Consider the following 25,008-nt stretch of genomic DNA (forward strand, 5'->3'; position numbering starts at 1 on the left):
CTCAACGGTCCACTCTCTCACCCGTGCCGGACGGGTCTGTGCTTTCCGGTGCGGTGTCCGGCGCCGGGTCACTCGGCTGCTCCGGGCCGTCCGTCCGGGGGTCCGCCCCGGACTCCTCGGGGAGACGCTCCTCGGCGGCTTCCGGGTTCTGCGGGGCGCCGGCGTCCGCGGCGTCCGCATCGTTCTCGCCGGTGTCCTCGTCCCGCTCTTCCGCCTCGCGGGCAGCCGCCCGCTTGCGCTGGGTGTACATCCGGAAGCCGGCGAGGACGAGCAACAGCACGCCGCCGCCGATGACCAGCATCACCGTGGCGGTGATCTCGGTGACCTTCACATCGAACGTGACCGGCTCGCCGTACCTCTCACCGTCCTGCGTGTACAGCTGGGCGACCACCGTCGCCCGTCCGTTGGCGTTGGCGGACGTGGTGAACTTCACCGACTGGCTGTGCCCCCCGGAGACCGTGACGGGCTGTTCCTCGTAGGCGTCCCCGTCGATCTCGAGACGGGTCGGGTTGGTCGAGGTGAGCCGGAGCGTCAGGTGCTCGACGCCCTGCACCAGGTTGTTCTGGACCGTCACGGGGATGGTGGCACTGCGGCCGGAGAGTTTCGTCTCCGACTTGTCGATCAGCCTGACCTGGCCGGTGAGCGTGTCGAGATAGGCCTCGACGCCGCTCCGGTAGATCGCCGCTTCCGACTGGCGGCCCCGCCACGACACGGACATTCCCCGGTTCAGGGCGCGTCCGAATGGTGTCACCACCCGGGACGGGTCGGAGAGGATCACCTGGAACCTGTCGAGCTTCGACTGGGTCCGCCCGATCTGCTCGAACGTCGCCCGCGGCAGCTCGTGCTTGCGCAGGGACGAGGGGTAGGAGGAGGCCGCGGGAACCTTGGTGGTGGCGGCGGGGTCCGGCTGGGCCTTGGCGGCGGAGGTGAGGTCCTGCGCCTCGGACCAGGTGCCGTCCTGGAGGGCCGTCAGGGCCTCGGCCATCGTCTGGGCCTGGCTCGCCGACGGGGTGCGCTGCGGCGCGACCACGACGCTGCGCTGCTTCCCCGTCTGCAGGCCGAGCGTCAGGCTCTGGGCCAGGAACCGCTGCACCGCGAGCGTGGAGCCGGACGCCTTGGTCATGTCGCCCTGGAACGCCGTGGACAGCCGCGCGTCCGCGATGACGGCCGTGGTGCCGCCGCCGATGGGCCGCGCCGCGGAGGGCGTGTACGACAGGCCGCCGGTCTCCTCGAAGGTGTCGCTGCGGGCGATCACCTTGTCGGCCCCGGCGGACGTGGCGACCTTGACGATGGACGGGTCGACGGCGCCGTCGACCGGCCAGACGAAGTCCGTGGTGGGCTCGACGTGGAGGATCGGACCCACGGTCCTGGAGGCGACGTCGGTGGCCTCCTTGAGGTGGCTCAGCGAACCGGTGACGGACGTGCCGTTGTGGGCGAGGGAGGCCAGGTCGGGGTCGCCGAACGGCAGCGCGACGACCTCCTTGTCCGCCACGGCCTGCTGCACCTCGGTGAGCCAGCGCTTGGCGACCTCCTGATGGCCGCCGACGACGGTCTCGTCACCCTCGCCGGTCACCTCGTAACGGTCGGTCATCGCCTCGACCGACGCCAGCAGGTCCGGGTCGATCACCCAGGTGACGTCGAGACCCTTGCCGAGTGCCACCATCCGGTCCAGCCGGCCGCCCGGGGAGATCTCCTCGGCGAGATCGTCGTCGTGGAAGAGCGGTGTCTGCTGTTCGTCCGAACCCGTCTCCGCCGTCATGTGGACGGTGGAGATCAGCGGCCACATGACCGTCGTCTTCGTCTTCGTGTCCGCCTCGTCGGGCTTCCACGGCAGGAACGTCCGCTGGACACCGAGGGGCTGCTCCCACGGCTGGGCGGAGGTCTGTCCGGAGAGCACCACGGCCAGCTCGTAGACGCCGTCCTGTCCGAGATCCAGCTTGTTCACCGGAACCGAGAGGGTGAAGGGCTGTGAGATGCCCGGGGTGAGCTTGTCGAACTTCTCGGTGTACTTGTCGCCGGGGTCCGCGCCGACGGCGCTCTGTATGTCGGTGCTGTTCCCGGCGACGCTGTCGATGCCGGAGCGGGTGTTCAGCAGCGGCCCCACACTCAGCCCCACGTGGGCGTCGGTGACGGTCTGCTTGCCCTTGTTGGTCACCGTTCCGGACACGGTGACGGTGTCGCCCTCGGTGGGAGCGCCGGGGGTGAGGGTGTCTACCGAGACGGCGACCGAGCCCGTCTCGGAGGCGGCCTGCGACACCTCCGCCCCGGCGGCGTCCGCGGGGGGAGCGGCGGTCAGCTGGACGAGCCCGGCCAGCAGCGGTGCTCCGGCGAGCAGGGCTCCCGTGCGCCGCAGCCGGCGGCGGGCAGGTGAGGGAGTCGTCCCCTGGAAGTCTGCCGGTTCGGCCACGCGCTCGCCCGTCCCTCGTCTTCGTCAGTGGTCGTCGGAATGTACGTCCACGCATGGTAACGATGCCCGCTGGGAGGAAGTGCCGCGGACCGGTCCCCAAGATCAGGGGAGGCGGGCCTTGTCCGTGTATCGACGGGGGTGTCCTCGTGCGGTAATGAGGGCGCTCCCCGCCGTTCGGGCCACGTACTCTCTTCTGTTGTGCCGAACGCCAACGAAGAGACCAGTGCCCTGAGCCAGGCGCAGGACCGCGCCGTGAGTGAACTGCTGCGAGTCGCCCCTGTCGCCGACGACCTCGCCCGCCGATTCCAGGAGGCCGGGTTCTCACTGGCTCTGGTGGGCGGCTCCGTGCGGGACGCGCTGCTCGGCCGCCTCGGCAATGATCTGGACTTCACGACCGACGCCCGCCCGCAGGACGTACTGAAGATCATCCGCCCCTGGGCGGACTCCGTCTGGGACGTCGGGATCGCCTTCGGCACAGTCGGCGCGCAGAAGGAGGCCCGTGTCGGGGACACCGACCGGAGCTTCCAGATCGAGGTGACCACCTATCGCTCCGAGGCGTACGACCGCACCTCCCGCAAGCCGGAGGTGTCGTACGGCGACTCCATCGAGGAGGATCTGGTCCGCCGCGACTTCACGGTGAACGCCATGGCCGTGGCGCTCCCGGAGAAGCGGTTCATCGACCCGCACGGTGGCCGCGCCGATCTGGCCGCCAGGGTGCTGCGCACCCCGGGCACGCCCGAGGAGTCCTTCTCGGACGATCCGCTGCGGATGATGCGGGCCGCCCGTTTCGCCGCCCAGCGCGACTTCGAGGTGGCACCCGAGGTTGTCACGGCGATGAAGGAGATGGCAGGGCGCATCGAGATCGTCTCCGCCGAGCGTGTGCGGGACGAGCTGAACAAGCTGATCCTCTCCTCGCACCCGCGCAAGGGCCTCTCGCTGCTCGTGGACACCGGTATCGCCGAGTATGTGCTGCCCGAGCTGCCGGCTCTGCATCTGGAGCGGGACGAGCACCACCGGCACAAGGACGTCTACGACCACACGCTGATCGTCGTGGAGCAGGCGATGGCCCTGGAGGAGGACGGCCCCGATCTGACCCTCCGCCTGGCCGCCCTGCTGCACGACATCGGCAAGCCGCGTACACGCCGTTTCGAGAAGGACGGCCGGGTCTCGTTCCACCACCATGAAATGGTCGGGGCGAAGATGACGAAGAAGCGCATGACGGCGCTCAAGTACTCCAACGAGCTGGTGAAGGACGTTTCCCGTCTCGTCGAGCTGCATCTGCGCTTCCACGGCTACGGCACGGGAGAGTGGACGGACTCGGCGGTCCGCCGCTATGTCCGCGACGCCGGACCGCTCCTCGGCCGGCTCCACAAGCTGACCCGTTCGGACTGCACCACCCGCAACCGCCGCAAGGCCGCGGCGCTCTCCCGTGCGTACGACGGCCTGGAGGATCGCATCGCGCAGCTCCAGGAGCAGGAGGAGCTGGACGCCATCCGCCCGGACCTCGACGGCAACCAGATCATGGAGATTCTCGGGGTCAAGCCGGGGCCTGCCGTGGGGCAGGCGTACAAGCATCTGCTGGAGCTCCGGCTGGAGAACGGCCCGATGGGGTACGACGCGGCGGTGGCGGCCCTCAAGGAGTGGTGGGCGGGCCAGGGCTGAGGACGCGGAACGGGGTCATGTTTCACGTGAAACATGACCCCGCGACAAGGCGTGAGGGGTGGTGTTTCACGTGAAACACCACCCCTCACGTCTGTCCTACTTGTCCTTCAGGCAGAGAAGGAAGCTCTTGCTGCCGTTGGTCTCCGTGTACACGTACTGGAAGTCCTTGGCCTCGGCCTCGCACTTGCTCTGAGCCGTGAGCCCGGAGTGGTTGCCCTCGATCTTGGCGAGCACGGTGTACTGCGCCTTCGCGTCACCGCAGTCGACGACCTCGAGGTCCGGGTCGTTGTCGTCCGTGCTGCCGCGGTGCATGCAGTCGCCGACGGCGGCGGTGTTGGCGTCGTCCTTGCTGGCGATCCAGCCACCGATGGCCACGCCGGCGACGATCAGGACGATGACGATGTTCTTGATCGTCTTGAAGCTGAGCTTGCGGCCCTGCTGCGGCGGCGGAACGGGAGCACCGGGCGGGGGGAATCCGGGCTGGCCCGCCTGCTGCGGGAAGCCGCCCTGGGGCGCCTGGCCCTGGGGCTGGCCGTAGGGCTGCTGCTGGCCCTGGGCGAACGGATTGCCCTGGGGCGGCGGAGTGGTCACTTGGGGTCCCCCTAGAACATGGGTGCGTGGCGCGAAAGCCGTGTTGATAAGACGCACGTAAGCTACCGGCCCGCACTGACAACTCTGTAGCCCAATAAAGCTCTGTGGCGTTGATGTGACACTTACTGGCGCTCAAAACGGGCCATAGCCGTAGCTACTGCTCCGTATATAACGGCGATTGTTACCACCAGCGGGACTGATCGGCCGTCCGGCGGGAGCATCAGGGCGGCCACTCCCGCGGCGCCGACGAAGGCCACGTTGAACAGGACGTCGTACAGGGAGAAGACACGGCCGCGGAAGTCGTCGTCGACGGCGGCCTGGACGATGGTGTCCGTGGCGATCTTCGCGCCCTGGGTGGTCAGGCCCAGGACGAACGCCCCGGCAAGCAAAGGGCCGGAGGCGAAGGGCAGACCGAACGCCGGCTCCAGCAGGGCGGCCGCCGCGGCGCACACCACGATCCAGCGGCCGGGCCCGAGCCGTCCCGCGGCCCAGGGGGTCAGTACGGCCGCGGCGAAGAAACCGGCACCGGACACACCCAACGCCAGCCCCAGCAGGGCGAGTCCCTCGTCGGTGGTCGACGTCAGGGAGTACCGGCAGAGCATCAGCAGCATGACGAGCATCGCGCCGTAGCAGAACCGCATGAGCGACATCGCCGTCAGCGCCCAGGCCGCCTCCCTGCGCCGGGGCGTGGCAAGGTGCCGTACGCCCGCCGCCAGGTCGCGAGCGGTTCCGTGGAGTGCCGTGGCCAGCCGGGGACGTACCAACGCGCGGTCGGGGCCGAGCAGTTCCTTCGCCATCCGGAGGGATGCCACGGCCGCGCACAGATACAGCGCGGCGCCCACGAGCACCACGGCCGCGTCGGAGTCGGCGAGAACCAGACGGACGACGAAGGCGAGACCGCCCCCCGCTGTCGCGGCGAGTGTGCCGGCCGTCGGGGACAGGGAGTTCGCGACGACCAGTCGCTCGGTGTCCACCACGCGCGGCAGTGCGGCGGACAGCCCGGCGAGCACGAAGCGGTTGACGCCGGTGACGCACAGGGCCGCGGCGAAGAGGAGCCAGTCGGGCACCCGGCCGAGAATCAGCAGAGCGGTCACCGCGGCCATCAGGGCACGCAGCAGATTGCCGTACAGGAAGACCTGACGGCGGCGCCAGCGGTCCAGGAGGACCCCGGCGAAGGGGCCGACCACGGAGTACGGGAGGAGCAGGACCGCCATCGCGGAGGCGATCGACGTGGCCGACGTCTGCTTCTCGGGAGAGAAGACCACGTAGGAGGCGAGCGCGACCTGGAAGACACCGTCGGCGCCCTGGGAGAGCAGCCGGACGGCGAGCAGGCGTCTGAAGCCCTGAAGGCGCAGCAGAACGCGCAGGTCACGGACGACGGCCATGGGGCACAGCCTCACATAGGAAGAGGGTCTCCGGGTCGTACGACCCGGAGACCCCAACTGCCCACAGGGGGAGGTCTTAGCGCTCGACCTGACCCTGGATGAACTTCTCGACGTTGGCACGGGCCTCGTCGTCGAAGTACTGCACCGGCGGGGACTTCATGAAGTACGAGGACGCCGACAGGATCGGGCCACCGATGCCCCGGTCCTTGGCGATCTTCGCGGCGCGCAGGGCGTCGATGATGACACCGGCGGAGTTCGGGGAGTCCCAGACCTCGAGCTTGTACTCCAGGTTCAGCGGGACGTCGCCGAACGCGCGGCCCTCCAGGCGGACGTAGGCCCACTTGCGGTCGTCCAGCCAGGCCACGTAGTCGGACGGGCCGATGTGGACGTTCTTCTCGCCGAGGTCCCGGTCGGGGATCTGGGAGGTGACGGCCTGCGTCTTGGAGATCTTCTTGGACTCGAGGCGGTCGCGCTCGAGCATGTTCTTGAAGTCCATGTTGCCGCCGACGTTCAGCTGCATCGTGCGGTCCAGGACGACGCCCCGGTCCTCGAACAGCTTCGCCATGACGCGGTGCGTGATGGTGGCGCCGACCTGGGACTTGATGTCGTCACCGACGATCGGGACGCCCGCCTCGGTGAACTTGTCCGCCCACTCCTTGGTACCGGCGATGAAGACCGGGAGGGCGTTGACGAAGGCGACCTTGGCGTCGATGGCGCACTGGGCGTAGAACTTCGCCGCGTCGTCGGACCCGACGGGCAGGTAGCAGACGAGGACGTCGACCTGCTTGTCCTTGAGGACCTGGACGACGTCGACCGGGGCCTCGGCGGACTCCTCGATGGTCTCCCGGTAGTACTTGCCGAGACCGTCGAGGGTGTGGCCGCGCTGGACCTGGACGCCGCTGTTCGGCACGTCGCAGATCTTGATGGTGTTGTTCTCGGAGGCGCCGATGGCGTCAGCGAGGTCCAGGCCGACCTTCTTGGCGTCGACGTCGAAGGCGGCGACGAACTCGACGTCGCGGACGTGGTAGTCGCCGAACTGGACGTGCATCAGGCCCGGGACCTTGGACGCCGGGTCGGCGTCCTTGTAGTACTCGACGCCCTGCACCAGCGACGCGGCGCAGTTGCCCACGCCGACGATGGCTACGCGAACCGAACCCATTCCGGTTGCTCCCTGTGTGTACGAGTGAGGCCCTTCGACGGGTCTCACGTGGCGGTGTCGTCGGGCGAATCCGGACGGGGGTCGTCCCCCGGCCGGGGCAGATCGCCCGACGTTCCAGATGTGGTGTCCTGCTGAGCGGTCCCCCCGAGAGCGGGCCCCTTCAGGTCCCGCCCGGCCCGCTCGCTCTCGATGAGCTCGTTCAGCCAGCGCACTTCGCGCTCCACGGACTCCATTCCGTGGCGCTGGAGCTCGAGCGTGTAGTCGTCGAGGCGCTCCCGGGTCCGGGCCAGGGAGGCGCGCATCTTCTCGAGGCGCTCCTCCAGCCGGCTGCGGCGGCCCTCGAGCACGCGCATGCGCACGTCACGCGACGTCTGCCCGAAGAAGGCGAACCGGGCGGCGAAGGTCTCGTCCTCGTACGCGTCCGGGCCCGTCTGGGAGAGCAACTGCTCGAAGTGGTCCTTACCCTCCGCCGTCAACCGGTAGACGATCTTGGCGCGGCGCCCCGTGAGCGGAGCGGCGAGGGCGTCCTCGCTGGTGTTCCCCGGTTCCTCGATCAACCAGCCGCTGGCGAGCAGCGTCTTGAGGCAGGGGTAGAGCGTCCCGTAGCTGAACGCACGGAACACACCCAGTGACGTATTGAGTCGCTTGCGCAGCTCATAGCCGTGCATCGGGGATTCGCGGAGCAGGCCGAGTACGGCGAACTCGAGGATCCCGGAACGCCGGCTCATCGTCGCCTCCCCTCTGCCGCGGTCGTGCCGTGACGGCCTGATGTGCGGCTCGTCGCCGCCCTTATGCCGAGCTGATGTATCGACTCGATACATCACGACGATAGAACGGCCTTCCGCGCGCGACAAGAGGGGGAAGAGTGAACGGGGTCACATCGCCGGCTCATCGTGAGCAAGTTGCCTGATTTGAGCTGAACTTCTGTGCTCGGCGGGTTTTGGCGGTGCGTAGTCTGTGCGCCATGCACACCACCGGGAACCGAGTGACGTCTGGGGGACGTCATGGTCCCTGGTGCAGTACGGGTGAATGCGGGAAGCGCCGCATCCGTACTTCGGGGGGACCGGAAACCAGCCGCCGTTTCCAGGCGCGCAAGGGTGCGCCTGCCCGAGGAGTAGTCGTTCGATGAGCGAGCACCGTCGCAAACCGCCGCAGCCGCAGGGAGGCGGACGTGCCGCGGCCCGACGCGGCCAGTCCGGTTCGTCCTCCGGCCGCCGCGCGGCACCGCGAGGCGCCACCGGGTCTGCGTCCGATTCCCATGGGTCGGAATCCCGCGGTTCAGGGGGCGAGGACCGTACGTACGGCAGCCGTGCCGAGGCGCGCCGCGCGGTACAGAGAGGCGGGGGACGCCGGGCCGGCGCCGCGGGCCCCGGCCGGGGCGGGGGGCGCGCAGCCCCTCCCGACAGAAAGCGGATGATCGACTATCCGCGCTATGGCAAGGACGGCTGGCGCCGCTGGACGCCGTCCTGGAAGCTCGTCTCCGGGCTGTGCATCGGGTTCTTCGGCAGCCTGGTCGCCGTGGCGGGCATCGGGTACGCCATGGTGAGCGTGCCCAGCGAGGAGAACGCCCTGGCGCGGTCCGAGAACAACGTCTACTACTGGGAAGACGGGACCCAGATGGTCGCCACCGGCAGCGGCCAGAACCGTCAGAACGTCACGATCGACCGGATCCCCGAAGCCATGCAGTGGGCGGTGATCTCGGCCGAGAACAAGAGCTTCTACGACGACTCGGGCATCGACCCCATGGGTATCGCCCGGGCGCTCGGCAACATGGCCACGGGCGGGGACACGCAGGGTGGTTCGACGATCACCCAGCAGTTCGTGAAGAACACCTACCTGACCCAGGAGCAGACGGTCTCCCGGAAGTTCAAGGAGATGTTCATCTCGATCAAGGTGGGCACCAAGCTCTCCAAGCAGGACATCCTCCAGGGCTACCTGAACACCTCGTACTACGGCCGTGGCGCCTACGGCATCCAGGCCGCCGCCCAGACGTACTACGGCAAGGACGCGGTCAAGCTCTCGCCCAGCGAGTGCGCCTTCCTGGCCGCCCTGCTCAAGGGTCCGACGTACTACGACCCCGCCGGCAACCAGAGCCTCGACTCCACCGCCACCCCTGAGAAGAACCGTGAGCGGTCCGAGGAGCGCTGGGGCTGGATCCTGGAGCAGATGCACGCGGACGAGCACCTCTCGGACGCCAAGTACCAGGAAGCGATCAAGAAGTACCCCGAGCCCCAGGGCCGTAAGGCGACCAAGGGCATGACCGGCCAGGTCAGCTATCTCGTCGACACGGCGAAGCGCTATGTGCTGAAGAACTCCGACATCAGCGAGGCGCAGTTCGACCAGGGCGGCTACCAGATCTACACGACCTTCGAGAAGAGCAAGGTCGACGCTCTGGCCAAGGCCGTCAAGAAGGTCGAGAAGGAGAACATCGACCCCAAGCGCGAGCTGGACCAGCACGTCCAGTTCGGCGCGGCGTCGGTGAAGCCCAACGACGGTGCGATCGTCGCCCTCTACGGCGGTGCCGGTTTCGAGAACGACCACTTCAACAACAACGCGGACACCTCGGGTATCCCCGTCGGTTCGACGTGGAAGCCGTTCGTGCTGGCCGCCGCGATGGAACACGGCACGTACAAGACCAATGGCGAAGGTGTCTCACCGCAGAGCAAGTACAACGGTGACGACCATCTGAAGATCAGGAACAACGACGGCTCCTACGTCCTCAAGAAGGACAACACGCCCTTCTTCCAGGAGAACGAGAGCGACTACCCCTGGGGTTACATCACCCTGCACAAGGCGATGGAGCAGTCCGTCAACACACCCTTCGTGCAGCTCGGCATGGACGTGGGGATGAGGAACGTGGCGAGCGTCGCCGAGAAGTCCGGCATCCTCAAGGACAGCCTCGCAGGCCTCAACGCGTCGTTCGCCCTGGGTACGTCGACCCCCAGCGCCATCCGCATGGCCGACGCCTACGCGACCTTCGCGGCATCCGGCAAGCAGGCCGACCCGTACTCGGTGACCGCCGTCAAGCACAAGGGTTCGGAGCTGCCCGGCTTCGAGAAGCCGCGGGTCAAGCTGGGAATGCCGGAGAACGTCGCACACAACGTCACCGCCACTCTCGAGAACGTGATCGAGAACGGTACCGGCTACCACGCCAAGGACCTGGGGCGTAGGGCCGCCGGAAAGACGGGTACGACGGACGAGAACAAGTCCGCCTGGTGGGTCGGCTACACCCAGCAGTTGTCGACCTCGGTCGCGATGTTCCGTGAGGACCCCAAGAGCCACAAGCTGCTCTCCATGAACGGCACGGCGGGCAAGGACTCCATCCACGGTGGTGACATCCCGACGGAGATCTGGACCGAGTACATGAAGGCCGCGCTGAAGGGCCAGGACGACCCCGGATTCCCCGAGGCCGAGAAGATCGGCGAGATCGCGGACGGGATCGGCGCACCGTCCCCGACTCCGACCGTCACGGAGACCGAGGAAGAGAAGGAGGAGACTCCTTCGGCACCTCCGTCGCCCACGGAGACCGAGACCGTCCCGGCTCCGCCCACGGAGACCAGCACGTGCCGGCCGCTCGACTTCAGGTGCGATGACGACGAGGACGACACGGGCGGCTCGGACGCCGGCGGTACGGACGCCGGCGGGACGGACGGAGGGGCGACCAGCTCCCCCGATCCGACGGAGAGCGGTGACCCAGGGACCAGCAGAGGGAACGGAAACAACGGGGGCATCTTCGGTTAGCCGCCGTATCGCCCGGATTGGGTGTTTCACGTGAAACACGGGCCGCCGCACCCGCGGGTGCGGCGGCCCTCGGCATTTCCCCAGCCATGTACGGCAGGATGTGCGGCATGCCCAGTGGAGAATCGACGCAAGCGAGCGTCCACGAGCCGGATCCGGTGCGTCCGACCGAGGAGGACCGGGTCGCCGCGGCCGGCAGTGAGCTGATCGGCGGCCCGCTCGGGCGGCGTGCTCTGACCGGGAGGTCCTGGTGGACCCCGGTGCGGGTGATCGCGCTCGTGGCGATCGGGATGTTCGCCCTCGGTCTGGTGCAGAAGGCGCCCTGCTACAACGGCGGCTGGTTCTTCGGCGCCACGTCCCAGTACACGCACGCGTGTTACTCGGACATCCCGCACCTCTACCAGGGGCGGGGCTTCGTCGACGGACTGGTGCCGTACTTCGATCGGCTTCCCGGGGACATGGAGTACCTCGAGTACCCCGTACTGACCGGCCTGTTCATGGAGGTCGCCGCCTGGCTCACCCCCGGCAGCGGCAGCATCCAGGACCAGGAGCAGTGGTACTGGATGACCAATGCCGGGATGCTCATGGCGTGCGTGGCCGTCATCGCCGTCTGTGTGACCCGGACGCACGCGCGGCGGCCGTGGGACGGCCTGCTGGTCGCGCTGGCGCCGGCCTTCGCGCTGACCGCGACCATCAACTGGGACCTGCTGGCGGTCGCCCTGACGGCCGCCGCGATGCTGATGTGGTCGCGGGAGCGCCCCCTGGCCTTCGGCGTGCTCCTCGGGCTCGCCACGGCCGCCAAGTTCTACCCCGGGCTGCTGCTCGTGCCGCTGCTGGCGCTGTGCTGGCGCGCGGGACGATGGCGGGAGTACGGCACGGCCCTCGGCGGCGCGGCCGTCGCCTGGTTCGTCGTCAACGGGCCCGTGATGCTCTTCGCGTTCGACGGCTGGTCGAAGTTCTACGCGTTCAGCCGGGAGCGACCCGTGGACTTCGGATCCTTCTGGCTGATCCTGGCGCAGAACTCGGACGACCCGCTGAGTACCGAAACGGTCAACACCCTCGCCTCGTCGCTGGTGCTGCTGTGCTGCGCGGGTGTCGCGGCCCTGGCCCTCATGGCTCCCCGCCGACCGCGCTTCGCCCAGCTCGCCTTCCTGATCGTCGCCGCGTTCATCCTCACCAACAAGGTGTATTCGCCGCAGTACGTCCTGTGGCTGGTGCCGCTGGCGGTCCTCGCCCGGCCCAAGTGGCGGGACTTCCTCGTCTGGCAGGCCTGCGAGGTGGTGTACTTCCTGGCCATCTGGATGCACCTCGCCTACACGACCGGCGGGGACGCCCACAAGGGACTGCCCACCGACGGCTATCACTGGGCCATCGGCGTGCATCTGCTGGGGACGCTCTACCTGTGTGTCATGGTCCTGCGGGACATCCTGATGCCGGAACGGGACCCGGTGCGCCGGTCCGGCGACGACGACCCCTCGGGCGGGGTGCTGGACAGGGCCGAGGACGTGTTCGTACTCGGCCCCGCGGCCCGTCCGGCGCAGCACGCGGCCCACTTCGAGGGGCCGACGGTCGAATGGGGCAGGACGGGCACCACCGGCGGTTCGCTCTGAGCGAACACAGCTGGGAGGCGTGCCGCCCCGGCACGTCGAAGGCCGTACACGGTTCTCCCGTGTACGGCCTTCTTTCCGTCGGTGTCGACGTTCCGTCAGCGTTCGACGATCCGGTCGAACTGCGTGGTGGTGTGGCGGAGATGTGCCACCAGCTCCTCGCCCACCTGCGGTTCGGGCGCGTCCGAGGGCACGAAGAGGATCGACACCTGCATATGCGGCGGCTCGGCGAACCAGCGCTGCTTGCCGCCCCAGACGAACGGCGAAAGGTTCCGGTTGACCGTGGCGAGGCCGGCGCGGGCGACTCCCTTGGCGCGCGGCATGACCCCGTGCAGGGCCTTCGGGGCCTCCAGGCCCACACCGTGCGACGTGCCGCCCGCCACGACCACCAGATAGCCGTCGGAGGCGGCCTTCTGCTGCCGGTAACCGAAGCGGTCCCCCTTGGCGACGCGGGTGACGTCCAGCACCGCGCCCCGGTACTCGGTCGCCTCGTGGTCACCCAGCCAGAGCCGGGTGCCGATCCGGGCCCGGAACCGGGTCTGCGGGAACTGCTGCTGCAGCCGGGCGAGTTCATCGGCCTTGAGGTGACTCACGAACATCGTGTGCAGCGGGAGACGGGCCGCCCGCAGACGGTCCATCCAGCCGATGACCTCCTCGACGGCGTCCGAGCCGTCGGTGCGGTCCAGCGGCAGGTGGATGGCGAAGCCCTCCAGCCGGACGTTCTCTATCGCGGAGTGCAGCTGGGGCAGGTCCTGCTCGCTGATGCCGTGCCGCTTCATCGAGGACATCACCTCGATGACCACCCGGGCGCCGACCAGGCCGTACACACCGTCGACCGACGAAACCGAGCGGATGACCCGGTCGGGCAGTGGCACCGGCTCCTCGCCGCGCCGGTAGGGCGTCAGCACCAGCAGGTCACCGCCGAACCAGTCCTTGATCCGGGCGGCCTCGTACGTCGTGCCGACCGCGAGGACGTCCGAGCCCAGCCGGGTCGCCTCCTCGGCGAGGCGCTCGTGGCCGAAGCCGTAGCCGTTGCCCTTGCAGACCGGGACCAGTCCCGGAAACTGCTCCTGCACGTGCTTGTGATGCGCCCGCCAGCGCGCGGTGTCGACGTAGAGCGTGAGCGCCATGGCCGGACCTGGAACCTTTCTCGTGGCTGCGGTGTATCAAAGGTATGGGAGCGAACGGAGCCGCCGGAGCGGCGAAGCAGCGGTCAGCGGCGCGACATGTAGAGGTCGAGCGCCTTGTGGAGCAGTTTGTTCAGCGGGAAGTCCCACTCGCCGAGGTACTCGGCGGCCTGGCCGCCGGTGCCCACCTTGAACTGGATCAGGCCGAAGAGGTGGTCGGTCTCGTCCAGCGAGTCGGAGATGCCGCGCAGGTCGTAGACGGTGGCGCCGAGCGCGTAGGCGTCGCGCAGCATCCGCCACTGCATCGCGTTCGAGGGCCGGACCTCCCGGCCGATGTTGTCCGACGCGCCGTAGGAGTACCAGACGTGCCCGCCGACGATCAGCATGGTCGCCGCGGACAGGTTCACGCCGTTGTGCCGGGCGAAGTACAGCCGCATGCGGTTGGGGTCCTCGGTGTTGAGGGCCGACCACATGCGCTGGAAGTAGGACAGCGGGCGGGGCCGGAAGTGGTCGCGCACCGCCGTGATCTCGTACAGCCGCTGCCACTCGGCCAGATCCTCGTAACCGCCCTGGACGACCTCGACGCCGGCCTTCTCCGCCTTCTTGATGTTGCGGCGCCAGAGCTGGTTGAAGTTCTTGTGCACCTCTTCCAGGGCGCGGTTGGCCAGCGGGACCTGGTAGACGTAGCGGGGCTGGACGTCGCCGAAGCCGGCACCGCCGTCCTCACCCTGCTGCCAGCCCATGCGGCGCAGCTTGTCGGCGACCTCGAAGGCGCGGGGCTCGATGAAGTCGGCCTCCAGGTCGCGCAGACGCTTGACGTCCTGGTCCTGGATGCCCCTCTTGATGGTCGCGGCCTCCCAGCGCCGGATGATCACCGGCGGACCCATCTTCACCGAGAACGCGCCCTGCTGCTTCAGATGGGCGAGCATCGGCTCGATCCACTCCTGCAGATTCGGCGCGAACCAGTTGATGACCGGGCCCTCGGGCAGATAGGCGAGGTAGCGCTTGATCTTGGGCAGCTGCCGGTAGAGGACGAGACCGGCACCGACCATCTCACCGGTCCGGTCGTCGAACCAGCCGAGGTTCTCCGAGCGCCATTCCGCCTTGACGTCAGCCCAGGCCGGGACCTGCATGTGACTCGCCGACGGCAGGCTCTGGATGTAGGCCAGATGCTGCTCTCGGCTGATGGTCCTCAGGGTCAGGCTCATTCGGGGCGCTCCTCGGGCTGGTGTGTCCCCATGGGGTCAGGGGCTCCGGCTCTCGCGCGAAGCCTACTGCGCCCTGGGGGCGCCCCGGTTGGGCACACGGGACCTTCGCCCCGGCCCTGCGCCGGCCGGGGCGCTCGACGATGTTCGGAAAGGGGGTGTCCGGCGTCGGTCAGAGGCCGCCGAAGAGGCCCCCGTGCGCCATGCCCAGGAAGAACCCCACCGCCGCGGCACCGAGGCCCACGATCAGGCCGAAGCGCTCGCGGGTCGTCACCGAGATCCACTGGCCGTACGCACCGGTGAGGATGCCCACCAGCCCCGTCCAGGAGCTGAGCAGGTGCAGATGGTGGAACATCGCCGTGATGAAGGCCGTGATGCCCAGCACCAGGGTCACCGCGAGGAGGGTGTCCTGGAGCGGGTGGGCCTTGCCGTCCGTGGCGAAAAGGCCTCCGGCGGTGTTGGGTCGCAATGCCTGTGCCATGGGGCACCTCCTGCGAAGGGCGTCGGATCGTAGCGCCATACACACCCGATGTGTACAGATTGACTGTCCCCACAGCCGGATTTCAACCGCAAGGGGCTGTGCGGGTACTCTGTACCGTCTGCACCGGTGTCTGTCCGGACAGAGTCAGCCACAGGTCGGGGAAGGGCCACGGTCCGTCCCGGCCGGTCTGGGAAACCGCCGCCCGGCTTCGATTGTCAGTGGCGGCTGTTTAACTGACAGACGTCGTTGCACAACGCATCACGACCCTCCTGCCACGGAACGACCGTGGCCGCTGAGTCCAAAGGAGGTGGGTTCCACATGCGTCACTACGAGGTGATGGTCATCCTCGACCCCGATGTCGAGGAGCGCGCTGTCTCCCCACTGATCGAGAACTTCCTCTCTGTCGTCCGTGACGGCGGCGGAAAGGTCGAGAAGATCGACACCTGGGGCCGTCGTCGTCTCTCGTACGAGATCAAGAAGAAGCCCGAGGGCATCTACTCGGTCATCGACCTGCAGGCCGAGCCTGCGGTCGTCAAGGAGCTCGACCGCCAGATGAACCTGAACGAGTCGGTCCTCCGGACCAAGGTCCTCCGCCCCGAGACTCACTGAGCTCTTCCGCTCAGCTGATCCCGGGACTCGAGTAGCAGCACAAGCAGCCAGCAGCAAACCCGCCGAGAGGTTCCCCATGGCAGGCGAGACCGTCATCACGGTCGTCGGCAATCTTGTCGACGACCCCGAGCTGCGCTTCACCCCGTCCGGTGCGGCCGTCGCGAAGTTCCGTGTCGCGTCGACTCCCCGCACCTTCGACCGTCAGACCAACGAGTGGAAGGACGGCGAGAGCCTGTTCCTGACCTGCTCGGTCTGGCGTCAGGCGGCGGAGAACGTCGCCGAGTCGCTCCAGCGAGGCATGCGCGTCATTGTGCAGGGCCGGCTGAAGCAGCGGTCCTACGAGGACCGTGAGGGCGTCAAGCGCACGGTCTACGAGCTGGACGTCGAGGAAGTCGGCGCCAGCCTGCGCAGCGCCACGGCCAAGGTCACCAAGACCACCGGCCGCGGTGGCCAGGGAGGTTACGGCGGCGGTGGCGGAGGCGGCCAGGGTGGCGGCGGCTGGGGCGGCGGCCCCGGTGGCGGCCAGCAGGGCGGCGGCGCTCCCGCTGACGACCCGTGGGCGACCGGCGCTCCCGCCGGCGGCCAGCAGGGCGGCCAGGGTGGCGGCGGCTGGGGCGGTGGCTCCGGCGGCAACAGCGGCGGCGGCTACTCGGACGAGCCCCCCTTCTAGGGCGGGCCGCACCACACTTCTTGATCACACAGGAGAAACATCATGGCGAAGCCGCCTGTGCGCAAGCCTAAGAAGAAGGTCTGCGCATTCTGCAAGGACAAGGTCACGTACGTGGACTACAAGGACACGAACATGCTGCGGAAGTTCATTTCCGACCGCGGCAAGATCCGTGCCCGCCGCGTGACCGGCAACTGCACGCAGCACCAGCGTGACGTCGCCACGGCCGTCAAGAACAGCCGTGAGATGGCGCTGCTGCCCTACACCTCCACCGCGCGATAAGGGAAGGGTGACCGACTCATGAAGATCATCCTCACCCACGAGGTCTCCGGCCTCGGTGCCGCGGGCGACGTCGTCGACGTCAAGGACGGTTACGCTCGCAACTACCTGGTTCCGCGGAAGCTCGCGATCCGCTGGACCAAGGGTGGCGAGAAGGACGTCGCGCAGATCCGTCGTGCGCGCAAGATCCACGAGATCCAGACCATCGAGCAGGCCAACCAGGTGAAGGCCCAGCTCGAGGGCGTCAAGGTCCGCCTGGCCGTCCGCTCCGGCGACGCCGGTCGTCTCTTCGGTTCCGTCACGCCGGCCGACATCGCCTCCGCGATCAAGGCTGCCGGTGGCCCCGAGGTCGACAAGCGCCGCATCGAGATGGGCTCGCCGATCAAGACGCTGGGCGCCCACGAGACGTCCGTGCGTCTGCACCCCGAGGTGGCCGCCAAGGTCAGCATCGAGGTTGTCGCCGGCTGAATGCCGCGTGCACGGAAGCAGTGAGCATTGGGGGCCGCACCCTTCGGGGTGCGGCCCCCAATGCTGTGTTTCACGTGAAACGGTCAGCGGGCGGCGCCTGTGACGATCCAGCGGCCGGAGCGGGTACGGAGCCACAGGGTCAGCATGCGTACGGTCATCATGAGCGTCATCGTGGCCCACAGTGCGGTGAGTCCGCCCCCGAACGCGGGCACCAGGAGGGCGACGGGAGTGAACACCGCGAGGGTCAGCAGCATCGCCCAGGCCAGGTACGGCCCGTCACCGGCACCCATCAGCACCCCGTCCAGGACGAAGACGATGCCGCAGATCGGCTGCGACAGCGCCACCAGCACCAGCGCGGGCAGTGCCGCGTCCGTGACCGTGGCGTCGCTGGTGAACAGGGGGAGGAACACCGGCCGGGCGAGCACCACCAGGCCACCGAGGACGACACCGACCGCGACACCCCACTCGACCATACGGCGGCACGCCTCACGGGCGCCCTGGGCGTCGCCGGCGCCCAGATAGCGTCCGATGATGGCCTGCCCGGCGATGGCGATGGCGTCCAGGGCGAAGGCGAGCAGGCTCCACAGGGAGAGAATGATCTGGTGGGCCGCGATGTCGGAGTCGCCGAGACGGGCGGCTACGGCCGTCGCGATCATCAGGATCGCCCGGAGCGAGAGGGTACGGACCAACAGGGGAACGCCGGCCTGGGCCGAGGCCCTGATCCCGGCGGCGTCCGGGCGCAGCGACGCCCCGTGTCTGCGCGCCCCACGCAGCACCACGACCAGATAGACCGCGGCCATGCCGCACTGGGCGATGACGGTGCCCCACGCGGAGCCGGCGATCCCGAAGCCGGCGCCGTAGACCAGCGCCACATTGAGCACACCGTTGGCGACGAAGCCGGCGATGGCGACGTAGAGCGGCGTCCTGGTGTTCTGCAGTCCGCGGAGGACACCGGTCGCGGCGAGCACGACCAGCATGGCCGGTATGCCGAGCGTGGAGATCCGCAAATAGGTGATCGCGTAGGGGGCCGCTGTGTCGGAGGCGCCGAAGAGGTCCACGAGGACGGGTGCCGTGGGAAGGACGACGGCCACGACGGCGCCGCCGAGCAGAAGCGCCAGCCAGATTCCGTCCATGCCCTGCCGGATGGCCGACGGGAGATCGCCGGCTCCGACCCGTCGGGCGACGGCGGCCGTGGTGGCGTAGGCCAGGAACACGAAGACGCTCACGGCGGTCATCAGAAGGGCCGACGCGATGCCGAGACCGGCCAGTTGCGCCGTGCCCAGATGGCCGACGATGGCGCTGTCGGCCATGACGAAGAGTGGCTCGGCGACGAGCGCGCCGAAGGCGGGGACTGCCAGCATGACGATCTCGCGGTCATGCCGCCGTCTCGCGGCTCCGGGCCGCGCGGGGGCCTGTGTCATGTGCACCAATCTAATCGTCCACAGGTAAGAGATGCAAAGGGCTGGAGACCCTTACTTTGTGGCTCTGGGTGTGGGCTTGCGTACACCGTGGGAAGCGATCTTGATCCGACTGGGCAACTTTTTCTTCTGCACAGCCGGTGGACGATGAACCCGCAGGTCAATGCCCTGCTTGCGAGACGGGGGCAAGCTTTTTCACAAGGCTGTCCACCGGCTCGTGCACAGGTTTCGGGGAGTTCTCCACAGCATTGGGCCCGTCGTCCACATGGCCTGTGGATAACCAGATTGGCTGACGGTGCCGACGGGCCTACGGTAGTGCGGCGCTCGCTCCGTCCGCCGGTTTCGGAAACGCCACAAAACCGGCGCGCGCCAAATGGAGCCGGGCGTCTTATTTGTCAGTGCCGTGCCGTAGAACAGAGAGGCATGGCGAGGTCCGTTCCGGCGGACGGGAGGAGGTGGCTCGGTGAGCATTTCCGAGCCCTTGGACGACCCGTGGGCCGACAGCGGACCCAGTGATCGTCTGCCCGCCTCCCGTCGCCGTGAGGACCGGGGCGGAGGGCGCGACGAACAGCACGACCGCGGCAGGGACACCGGCACGTGGGACGGCGGGGGTTCCGCGTTCGAAAGGGTGCCGCCCCAGGATCTGGAGGCCGAGCAGTCCGTGCTGGGCGGCATGCTGCTGTCGAAGGACGCCATCGCCGATGTCGTCGAGATCCTCAAGGGCCACGACTTCTACAAGCCGGCCCACGAGACCGTCTACACGGCCATCCTCGACGTCTATGCCAAGGGCGAGCCGGCCGACCCGATCACCATCGCCGCGGAGCTGACCAAGCGCGGCGAGATCAACAAGGTCGGCGGGGCCTCGTATCTGCACACCCTCGTCCAGACGGTACCCACGGCGGCCAACGCGGCGTATTACGCGGAGATCGTGCATGAGCGCGCGGTGCTGCGGCGCCTGGTCGAGGCCGGTACACGCATCACACAGATGGGATACGCGGCCGACGACGACGTCGACGAGATCGTCAACCGCGCGCAGGCGGAGATCTACGCGGTCACCGAACAGCGCACCAGCGAGGACTACCTTCCGCTCGGCGACATCATGGAGGGGGCGCTCGACGAGATCGAGGCGATCGGCTCCCGCAGCGGTGAGATGACCGGGGTGCCCACCGGATTCACCGACTTCGACTCGCTCACCAACGGCCTGCACCCGGGACAGATGATCGTCATCGCCGCGCGTCCCGCGATGGGCAAGTCGACGCTCGCCCTGGATTTCGCGCGGGCCGCGTCCATCAAGAACAACCTGCCGAGCGTCATTTTCTCGCTCGAGATGGGGCGCAACGAGATCGCGATGCGCCTGCTGTCCGCCGAGGCCCGGGTCGCCCTGCACCACATGCGCTCCGGCACGATGACCGACGAGGACTGGACCCGGCTGGCGCGCCGGATGCCGGACGTCTCGGCGGCACCGCTCTACATCGACGACTCCCCGAACCTGTCGATGATGGAGATCCGCGCCAAGTGCCGCCGCCTGAAGCAGCGCAATGAACTGAAGCTGGTCATCATCGACTATCTCCAGCTGATGCAGTCCGGTGGTTCCAAGCGCGCCGAGAGCCGTCAGCAGGAGGTCTCGGACATGTCCCGTAACCTCAAGCTGCTCGCCAAGGAGCTGGAACTCCCGGTGATCGCGCTCTCCCAGCTGAACCGTGGCCCCGAGCAGCGCACCGACAAGAAGCCGATGGTCTCCGACCTGCGTGAGTCCGGCTCCATCGAGCAGGACGCCGACATGGTGATCCTGCTGCACCGCGAGGACGCCTACGAGAAGGAGTCCCCGCGCGCGGGAGAGGCGGACCTGATCGTGGCCAAGCACCGAAACGGCCCGACGGCGACGATCACGGTCGCCTTCCAGGGGCACTACTCGCGCTTCGTGGACATGGCACAGACCTGATCGGAGTCTTCCGGGCCGGTGGAGCGCTCACGCGACTAGGGTGGACCGATGGCGTCGATCAAGCAGGTCCAGATCACCTTCGACTGTGCTGTCCCCGAGCGCGTCGCCCGCTTCTGGTGCGAGGTGCTGGGGTACGTCGTGCCGCCTCCGCCGAAGGGGTTCGACACGTGGGACGAGTTCGACCGTTCGCTGCCGCCCGAGCGTCAGGGGTCTGCGTTCGCCTGCGTGGATCCCACCGGTGCGGGTCCGCGGCTGTTCTTCCAGCGCGTTCCCGAGGACAAGGTCGTCAAGAACCGGGTGCATCTCGACGTGAGGGCCGGCACCGGGCTCGTGGGTGAGGAGCGCCTCGCCGCACTGGAGGCCGAATGCGCGCGACTGGTCGCGCTCGGCGCCGAACGCGTACGAGTGCTGCGTGCCGACGGCTTCAACGAGTCGTGCGTCGTGATGCGGGACGTCGAGGGCAACGAGTTCTGCCTCGACTGACGGGGGGACGAGCCTCGGTTCCTGGTGAACTGGGGGCATGACGACACCTCAGGACGAACTGCTGCCCGGCACACGGCGGGCCTTGCTGCACCGGATCGCCCTCGCCCAGAGCGAAGGGCGGGCGCCGTCGCTCGTCGCGACCGTGGTGCGAGGCGGCAAAGCCGTGTGGACGGGGGCCCGGACCTCGGTGGAGGGCCATGCTCCGGACGAGAACGTGCAGTACCGGATCGGCTCGATCACCAAGACCTTCACGGCCGTTCTGGTGCTCCGGCTGCGTGACGAAGGGGTGCTCGATCTCGCCGACCCGCTGGAGAAGCATGTGCCGGGCACGGGTGTGGGGGAGGCGACCCTCGCCGAACTGCTGGCGCACAGCGGCGGACTGGCCGCCGAGACGCCCGGCCCCTGGTGGGAGCGGACCCCCGGCTCCCTGCGCCCCGGTCTGGCCGACGTACTGGGCGAGCGGCCGTCGGCACACCCTGCCGGGCGGCGCTTCCACTACTCGAATCCCGGATACGCGTTGCTTGGCGCCCTGGTCGAGAAGCTGCGCGGGGCGCCGTGGGAAGAGGTGCTCCGGCGCGAGGTACTCGAACCTCTGGGACTGCGTCGTACGACCGTGCGCGCGCAGGCGCCGCACGCGGGTGGCTGGGCGGTGCATCCATGGGCCGACGTGATGCTGCCCGAGCCCCTGGAGGATCTCGGGGTGATGGCGCCCGCCGGACAACTGTGGTCGACGTCGGGTGACCTGGCGCGCTTCGCGGCCTTTCTGGCCGAGGGGGACGACCGGGTGCTGAATGCCGGGTCGTTGCGGGAGATGAGGACGCCGGCGGCGCCGGTCGAGGCGGCGGACGTGGCGAGCGGCTATGCGTACTGCCTGGGGATGGAGCTCCGTCATCAGCACGGACGCGCCCTCGTGGGGCACACGGGATCGCTTCCGGGGTTCCTCGCCTGCCTCACGATCAGCCTGGTGGACGATGTGAGCGCGGTGGTCCTGGCCAACTGCACCTCCGGCCCCGCGCCGTTCACGGTGGCCGCCGATCTCGTCCGGATCGTCGCCGAGGCGGAGCCGCGTCTCCCGGCGCCCTGGAAGCCGTTGCGCGAGGTGGAACCGGCGGTACTGGAGTTGGTGGGCCAGTGGTACTGGGGGACGTCCGCCTTCGTGCTCCGGCTCTCGGCCGATGGTCTCGTCTCGCTGGAGCCCTTGTCCGGCAACGGCCGACGCTCGCGCTTCCGGCCGGAGGGGGACGGCACCTGGGTGGGCCTGGAGGGCTACTACGCCGGAGAGTCGTTGAAGCCCGTACGGCGGCCGGACGGGTCGTTGAGCCACCTGGACCTGGGTTCGTTCGTGTTCACGCGTCAGCCGTACGACGAGGCGGCTCCGGTGCCGGGCGGGGTGGACCCGGCGGGATGGCGGGGTGTCGGCTAGATCCCGCTTGGGTCAGGGAGTGAGCACGGGGTCCTGTTTCACGTGAAACAGGACCCTGGTCGTTGGGTCACAGCGGCAGTTTGAAGCCCAGATGAGAGGCCGTGAAGCCGAGCCGCTCGTAGAAGCGATGGGCATCGGTGCGGGTCGTGTCGGAGGTCAGCTGGACCAGTTGGCAGCCCTCGCGGCGGGACTCGTCGATCGCCCACTCGATGAGCCGGCTCCCCAGGCCGCCGCCGCGTTCGTCCGTGTGGATGCGGACCGCTTCGATGATCGACCGGGTGGCGCCGCGACGGGAGAGCCCGGGAACGATCGTGAGCTGCAGCGTGCCGATGACACGGCCGTCGCGGACCGCCACGACCAGATGCTGGTTCGGGTCGGCGCTGAGCCGCTTCAGAGCGGTCAGGTACGGGCCGAGGTCGTCGGGCGATTCGCGCTGGGCGCCCAGGGGATCGTCCGCGAGCATGCCGACGATGGCGGGGACGTCGTCGGCGACCGCGGCCCGTATCTGCAGATCCGTCATGGCGGCACCCTACGCGGGCACCGGCGCCTTCAGCGTCTCCACCGCCCGGACCAGGGGAGCGAGGTCGGGGTTCTCCGCCGCCGCGTCGAGGGCCTCGCGCAGGGCGGTGTCATTGGTGGGCCGTGCCTCGTCCAGGAGCTGGAGACCGGCCTCGGTGACGTTGGTGTAGATGCCCCGGCGGTCGGTGGGGCACAGGTACCGCTCCAGCAGCCCGCGGTCCTCGAGCCGGGTGACCAGTCGGGTGGTGGCGCTCTGGCTGAGCACGACCGCGTCGGCGACCTGCTTCATCTGCAGATGGCCCCCCTCGCCGTCGTGCTGCCGGCTCAGTACGTCGAGAAGGGAGTACTCCCGCACGCTCAGGTCGTGCCCGGACTGAAGGGCGCGCTCGGTGTGGGCCTCGATCCTCCCGTGCAGCAGGGAGAGTGCGCACCAGCCCTGGGCAAGGGCGGTGAGCGCGGGATCCGTGGCTGTCATGGGCCTTTTCCTCCGTCCAGGAGCTGCTGACACCAGGGTAGAGCACGACCGCAATAGACCGCGTTTGCAAGTAACCCGCGCATGCAACTAATGTGGTGGCACGTAAAGCGCTCCTGCAATCTTCTGGGAAGGTCTGTCCCCCATGCCTCTCGCGCTTCTGGCCCTCGCGATCGGGGCCTTCGGGATCGGAACCACGGAATTCGTGATCATGGGTTTGCTGCCCGAGGTCGCGGGTGATTTCGGTGTCTCCATCCCCACGGCCGGCTACCTGGTGACCGGCTATGCGCTGGGCGTCGTGCTCGGTGCCCCGTTGATGACCGTGCTCGGCACCAAGGTCTCCCGCAAGCGGATGCTGATGGTGCTGATGGGACTGTTCGTCGTCGGAAACCTGCTCTCCGCACTGGCCCCGACCTTCGGTCTCATGCTGACCGGACGCGTGGTCGCCTCACTGGCCCACGGCGCCTTCTTCGGTATCGGCTCGGTCGTCGCGGCCGATCTGGTGGCCCCGGACAAGAAGGCCGGAGCCATCGCCCTGATGTTCACCGGCCTGACCGTCGCCAACGTCGTCGGTGTTCCGCTCGGCACGCTCGTCGGCCAGTCTGTCGGCTGGCGCGTCACCTTCGGCATCGTCGCCGCCCTGGGCGTCGTCGGACTGGCCGGTGTCGCCGCGCTCGTCCCCGACATGCCCAAGGCCGAGGGCGTACGGCTGCGCCATGAACTGGCCGCTCTGAAGAACGTCCAGGTCCTTCTCGCCATGGCGATGACCGTCCTCGGGTTCGGTGGCGTCTTCGCGGCCATCACCTACATCGCGCCGATGATGACGCACGTCACCGGCTTCGCCGACGGCTCCGTCACCTGGCTGCTGGTTCTCTTCGGCCTGGGCATGGTCGGCGGCAACCTCATCGGCGGCAGGTACGCGGACCGCGCCCTGATGCCCATGCTGTACCTCTCCCTGGGTGCCCTCGCCGTCGTCCTCGCCCTCTTCACCCTGACCGCGCACAACAAGGTCGCCGCCGCCGTCACCATCGTGCTCATCGGCGCCCTGGGCTTCGCCACCGTGCCGCCGCTGCAGAAGCGGGTCCTCGACCAGGCACACGGCGCCCCCACCCTGGCCTCGGCCCTGAACATCGGCGCCTTCAACCTCGGCAACGCGCTGGCCGCCTGGCTCGGCGGCATGGTGATCGGGGCCGGCCTCGGCTACACCGCACCCAACTGGGTCGGTGCCGTCCTCGCCGCGAGCGCCCTGATGCTGGCCTTCGTCTCGGCCGCTCTGGAACGCCGCGACACCGCGCCCGCCCTCCTGGCCACCGGCTCCGTGCCCGCCGAGCGGCCGGCCGCCGTCTCCAGCTGACCACCCCCGACC

Annotated in this window: 22 protein-coding genes; 11 read left to right on the forward strand and 11 right to left on the reverse strand. The window is 68.6% G+C overall.

Annotated features, from left to right (window positions below):
• Nucleotide 1: 1 nt before the first annotated feature.
• Nucleotides 2-2,407 carry a DUF6049 family protein gene (locus tag IF28_RS0106840; protein WP_030215440.1) on the reverse strand — a complete coding sequence of 802 codons (2,406 nt, stop codon included), beginning with the start codon at nt 2,405-2,407 and terminating at the stop codon, nt 2-4.
• A 198-nt stretch (nt 2,408-2,605) separates the two neighbouring features.
• On the opposite strand from IF28_RS0106840, the gene IF28_RS0106845 reads away from it, so the two are divergent.
• Nucleotides 2,606-4,069, forward strand: coding sequence for a CCA tRNA nucleotidyltransferase (locus tag IF28_RS0106845; protein WP_051713664.1), 1,464 nt, complete (start codon nt 2,606-2,608; stop codon nt 4,067-4,069).
• A 96-nt stretch (nt 4,070-4,165) separates the two neighbouring features.
• Here IF28_RS0106845 and IF28_RS0106850 read toward each other — a convergent pair whose 3' ends face one another.
• The 4 genes from IF28_RS0106850 to IF28_RS0106865 all read right to left on the reverse strand — a co-directional run bounded on the left by IF28_RS0106850 (nt 4,166) and on the right by IF28_RS0106865 (nt 7,932).
• Nucleotides 4,166-4,660: an LppU/SCO3897 family protein gene (locus IF28_RS0106850; RefSeq protein WP_030215442.1), complete on the reverse strand. Its 495-nt coding sequence runs from the start codon at nt 4,658-4,660 to the stop codon at nt 4,166-4,168.
• Between the two features lie 122 nt (nt 4,661-4,782).
• On the reverse strand, nt 4,783-6,045 hold the full coding sequence (locus tag IF28_RS0106855) for an MFS transporter (protein WP_030215444.1): 1,263 nt from the start codon (nt 6,043-6,045) through the stop codon (nt 4,783-4,785).
• Between the two features lie 76 nt (nt 6,046-6,121).
• Nucleotides 6,122-7,204, reverse strand: a complete 1,083-nt coding sequence (locus IF28_RS0106860; RefSeq protein WP_030215447.1) for an inositol-3-phosphate synthase — start codon at nt 7,202-7,204, stop codon at nt 6,122-6,124.
• A 44-nt stretch (nt 7,205-7,248) separates the two neighbouring features.
• Nucleotides 7,249-7,932, reverse strand: coding sequence for a PadR family transcriptional regulator (locus tag IF28_RS0106865; protein WP_030215451.1), 684 nt, complete (start codon nt 7,930-7,932; stop codon nt 7,249-7,251).
• A gap of 397 nt (nt 7,933-8,329) precedes the next feature.
• On the opposite strand from IF28_RS0106865, the gene IF28_RS0106870 reads away from it, so the two are divergent.
• A complete protein-coding gene (locus IF28_RS0106870; protein WP_030215454.1) occupies nt 8,330-10,945 on the forward strand; it encodes a transglycosylase domain-containing protein in 2,616 nt (871 codons plus the stop codon).
• A 98-nt stretch (nt 10,946-11,043) separates the two neighbouring features.
• Nucleotides 11,044-12,552 carry a glycosyltransferase family 87 protein gene (locus IF28_RS0106875; protein ID WP_030215457.1) on the forward strand — a complete coding sequence of 503 codons (1,509 nt, stop codon included), beginning with the start codon at nt 11,044-11,046 and terminating at the stop codon, nt 12,550-12,552.
• 95 nt (nt 12,553-12,647) lie between these two features.
• Here the strand turns inward: IF28_RS0106875 and IF28_RS0106880 are convergent, their stop codons facing one another.
• The 3 genes from IF28_RS0106880 to IF28_RS0106890 all read right to left on the reverse strand — a co-directional run bounded on the left by IF28_RS0106880 (nt 12,648) and on the right by IF28_RS0106890 (nt 15,362).
• Complete coding sequence (locus tag IF28_RS0106880) at nt 12,648-13,679, reverse strand: alanine racemase (RefSeq protein ID WP_030215460.1); 1,032 nt, start codon at nt 13,677-13,679, stop codon at nt 12,648-12,650.
• Nucleotides 13,680-13,762: 83 nt separating this feature from the next.
• Nucleotides 13,763-14,884, reverse strand: coding sequence for a peptidoglycan bridge formation glycyltransferase FemX (femX, locus tag IF28_RS0106885; protein ID WP_030215462.1), 1,122 nt, complete (start codon nt 14,882-14,884; stop codon nt 13,763-13,765).
• Between the two features lie 169 nt (nt 14,885-15,053).
• Nucleotides 15,054-15,362 carry a hypothetical protein gene (locus tag IF28_RS0106890; protein WP_030215465.1) on the reverse strand — a complete coding sequence of 103 codons (309 nt, stop codon included), beginning with the start codon at nt 15,360-15,362 and terminating at the stop codon, nt 15,054-15,056.
• Between the two features lie 318 nt (nt 15,363-15,680).
• Between IF28_RS0106890 and rpsF the strand changes: the two genes are divergently transcribed.
• The 4 genes from rpsF to rplI all read left to right on the forward strand — a co-directional run bounded on the left by rpsF (nt 15,681) and on the right by rplI (nt 17,385).
• Nucleotides 15,681-15,971: a 30S ribosomal protein S6 gene (gene rpsF, locus IF28_RS0106895; protein WP_030215468.1), complete on the forward strand. Its 291-nt coding sequence runs from the start codon at nt 15,681-15,683 to the stop codon at nt 15,969-15,971.
• Nucleotides 15,972-16,047: 76 nt separating this feature from the next.
• On the forward strand, nt 16,048-16,641 hold the full coding sequence (locus IF28_RS0106900) for a single-stranded DNA-binding protein (RefSeq protein WP_030215471.1): 594 nt from the start codon (nt 16,048-16,050) through the stop codon (nt 16,639-16,641).
• Between the two features lie 42 nt (nt 16,642-16,683).
• Entirely contained in the window at nt 16,684-16,920 is a 237-nt protein-coding gene (gene rpsR / locus IF28_RS0106905; RefSeq protein WP_003949403.1) for a 30S ribosomal protein S18, read from the forward strand.
• Nucleotides 16,921-16,938: 18 nt separating this feature from the next.
• The gene (rplI, locus tag IF28_RS0106910; RefSeq protein WP_030215475.1) at nt 16,939-17,385 is read left to right on the forward strand and encodes a 50S ribosomal protein L9; all 447 of its coding nucleotides are present in this window, start codon (nt 16,939-16,941) and stop codon (nt 17,383-17,385) included.
• An 83-nt stretch (nt 17,386-17,468) separates the two neighbouring features.
• Here the strand turns inward: rplI and IF28_RS0106915 are convergent, their stop codons facing one another.
• Nucleotides 17,469-18,806, reverse strand: coding sequence for an MATE family efflux transporter (locus tag IF28_RS0106915; protein WP_030215477.1), 1,338 nt, complete (start codon nt 18,804-18,806; stop codon nt 17,469-17,471).
• Nucleotides 18,807-19,266: 460 nt separating this feature from the next.
• Between IF28_RS0106915 and dnaB the strand changes: the two genes are divergently transcribed.
• The 3 genes from dnaB to IF28_RS0106930 are packed head-to-tail and all read left to right on the forward strand — an operon-like array spanning nt 19,267 to nt 22,651.
• Complete coding sequence (gene dnaB / locus IF28_RS0106920) at nt 19,267-20,745, forward strand: replicative DNA helicase (RefSeq protein WP_030215479.1); 1,479 nt, start codon at nt 19,267-19,269, stop codon at nt 20,743-20,745.
• A gap of 48 nt (nt 20,746-20,793) precedes the next feature.
• On the forward strand, nt 20,794-21,228 hold the full coding sequence (locus tag IF28_RS0106925; RefSeq protein WP_030215480.1) for a VOC family protein: 435 nt from the start codon (nt 20,794-20,796) through the stop codon (nt 21,226-21,228).
• A 37-nt stretch (nt 21,229-21,265) separates the two neighbouring features.
• A complete protein-coding gene (locus IF28_RS0106930) occupies nt 21,266-22,651 on the forward strand; it encodes a serine hydrolase domain-containing protein (protein WP_030215481.1) in 1,386 nt (461 codons plus the stop codon).
• A gap of 67 nt (nt 22,652-22,718) precedes the next feature.
• On the opposite strand, the gene IF28_RS0106935 is transcribed toward IF28_RS0106930, so the two are convergent.
• Complete coding sequence (locus tag IF28_RS0106935) at nt 22,719-23,171, reverse strand: GNAT family N-acetyltransferase (RefSeq protein WP_030215482.1); 453 nt, start codon at nt 23,169-23,171, stop codon at nt 22,719-22,721.
• Nucleotides 23,172-23,180: 9 nt separating this feature from the next.
• A complete protein-coding gene (locus IF28_RS0106940) occupies nt 23,181-23,645 on the reverse strand; it encodes a MarR family winged helix-turn-helix transcriptional regulator (protein ID WP_030215483.1) in 465 nt (154 codons plus the stop codon).
• A 142-nt stretch (nt 23,646-23,787) separates the two neighbouring features.
• Between IF28_RS0106940 and IF28_RS0106945 the strand changes: the two genes are divergently transcribed.
• A complete protein-coding gene (locus IF28_RS0106945) occupies nt 23,788-24,996 on the forward strand; it encodes an MFS transporter (protein WP_030215485.1) in 1,209 nt (402 codons plus the stop codon).
• Nucleotides 24,997-25,008 lie beyond the last annotated feature (12 nt).

This window comes from Streptomyces sp. NRRL WC-3626 (genome assembly GCF_000718785.1).
Taxonomy (GTDB): domain Bacteria; phylum Actinomycetota; class Actinomycetes; order Streptomycetales; family Streptomycetaceae; genus Streptomyces; species Streptomyces edwardsiae.

What these genes read in the sequence shown, in the direction of transcription:
- IF28_RS0106870 (WP_030215454.1), top strand. Translation starts at nt 8,330, where the DNA reads ATGAGCGAGCACCGTCGCAAACCGCCGCAGCCGCAGGGAGGCGGACGT.
- rpsF (WP_030215468.1), top strand. Translation starts at nt 15,681, where the DNA reads ATGCGTCACTACGAGGTGATGGTCATCCTCGACCCCGATGTCGAGGAG.
- IF28_RS0106915 (WP_030215477.1), bottom strand. Translation starts at nt 18,806, where the DNA reads ATGACACAGGCCCCCGCGCGGCCCGGAGCCGCGAGACGGCGGCATGAC.
- femX (WP_030215462.1), bottom strand. Translation starts at nt 14,884, where the DNA reads ATGAGCCTGACCCTGAGGACCATCAGCCGAGAGCAGCATCTGGCCTAC.
- IF28_RS0106935 (WP_030215482.1), bottom strand. Translation starts at nt 23,171, where the DNA reads ATGACGGATCTGCAGATACGGGCCGCGGTCGCCGACGACGTCCCCGCC.
- IF28_RS0106945 (WP_030215485.1), top strand. Translation starts at nt 23,788, where the DNA reads ATGCCTCTCGCGCTTCTGGCCCTCGCGATCGGGGCCTTCGGGATCGGA.
- IF28_RS0106875 (WP_030215457.1), top strand. Translation starts at nt 11,044, where the DNA reads ATGTGCGGCATGCCCAGTGGAGAATCGACGCAAGCGAGCGTCCACGAG.
- IF28_RS0106860 (WP_030215447.1), bottom strand. Translation starts at nt 7,204, where the DNA reads ATGGGTTCGGTTCGCGTAGCCATCGTCGGCGTGGGCAACTGCGCCGCG.
- IF28_RS0106855 (WP_030215444.1), bottom strand. Translation starts at nt 6,045, where the DNA reads ATGGCCGTCGTCCGTGACCTGCGCGTTCTGCTGCGCCTTCAGGGCTTC.
- IF28_RS0106930 (WP_030215481.1), top strand. Translation starts at nt 21,266, where the DNA reads ATGACGACACCTCAGGACGAACTGCTGCCCGGCACACGGCGGGCCTTG.
- IF28_RS0106890 (WP_030215465.1), bottom strand. Translation starts at nt 15,362, where the DNA reads ATGGCACAGGCATTGCGACCCAACACCGCCGGAGGCCTTTTCGCCACG.
- IF28_RS0106925 (WP_030215480.1), top strand. Translation starts at nt 20,794, where the DNA reads ATGGCGTCGATCAAGCAGGTCCAGATCACCTTCGACTGTGCTGTCCCC.
- rplI (WP_030215475.1), top strand. Translation starts at nt 16,939, where the DNA reads ATGAAGATCATCCTCACCCACGAGGTCTCCGGCCTCGGTGCCGCGGGC.
- IF28_RS0106865 (WP_030215451.1), bottom strand. Translation starts at nt 7,932, where the DNA reads ATGAGCCGGCGTTCCGGGATCCTCGAGTTCGCCGTACTCGGCCTGCTC.
- IF28_RS0106880 (WP_030215460.1), bottom strand. Translation starts at nt 13,679, where the DNA reads ATGGCGCTCACGCTCTACGTCGACACCGCGCGCTGGCGGGCGCATCAC.
- IF28_RS0106900 (WP_030215471.1), top strand. Translation starts at nt 16,048, where the DNA reads ATGGCAGGCGAGACCGTCATCACGGTCGTCGGCAATCTTGTCGACGAC.
- IF28_RS0106940 (WP_030215483.1), bottom strand. Translation starts at nt 23,645, where the DNA reads ATGACAGCCACGGATCCCGCGCTCACCGCCCTTGCCCAGGGCTGGTGC.
- rpsR (WP_003949403.1), top strand. Translation starts at nt 16,684, where the DNA reads ATGGCGAAGCCGCCTGTGCGCAAGCCTAAGAAGAAGGTCTGCGCATTC.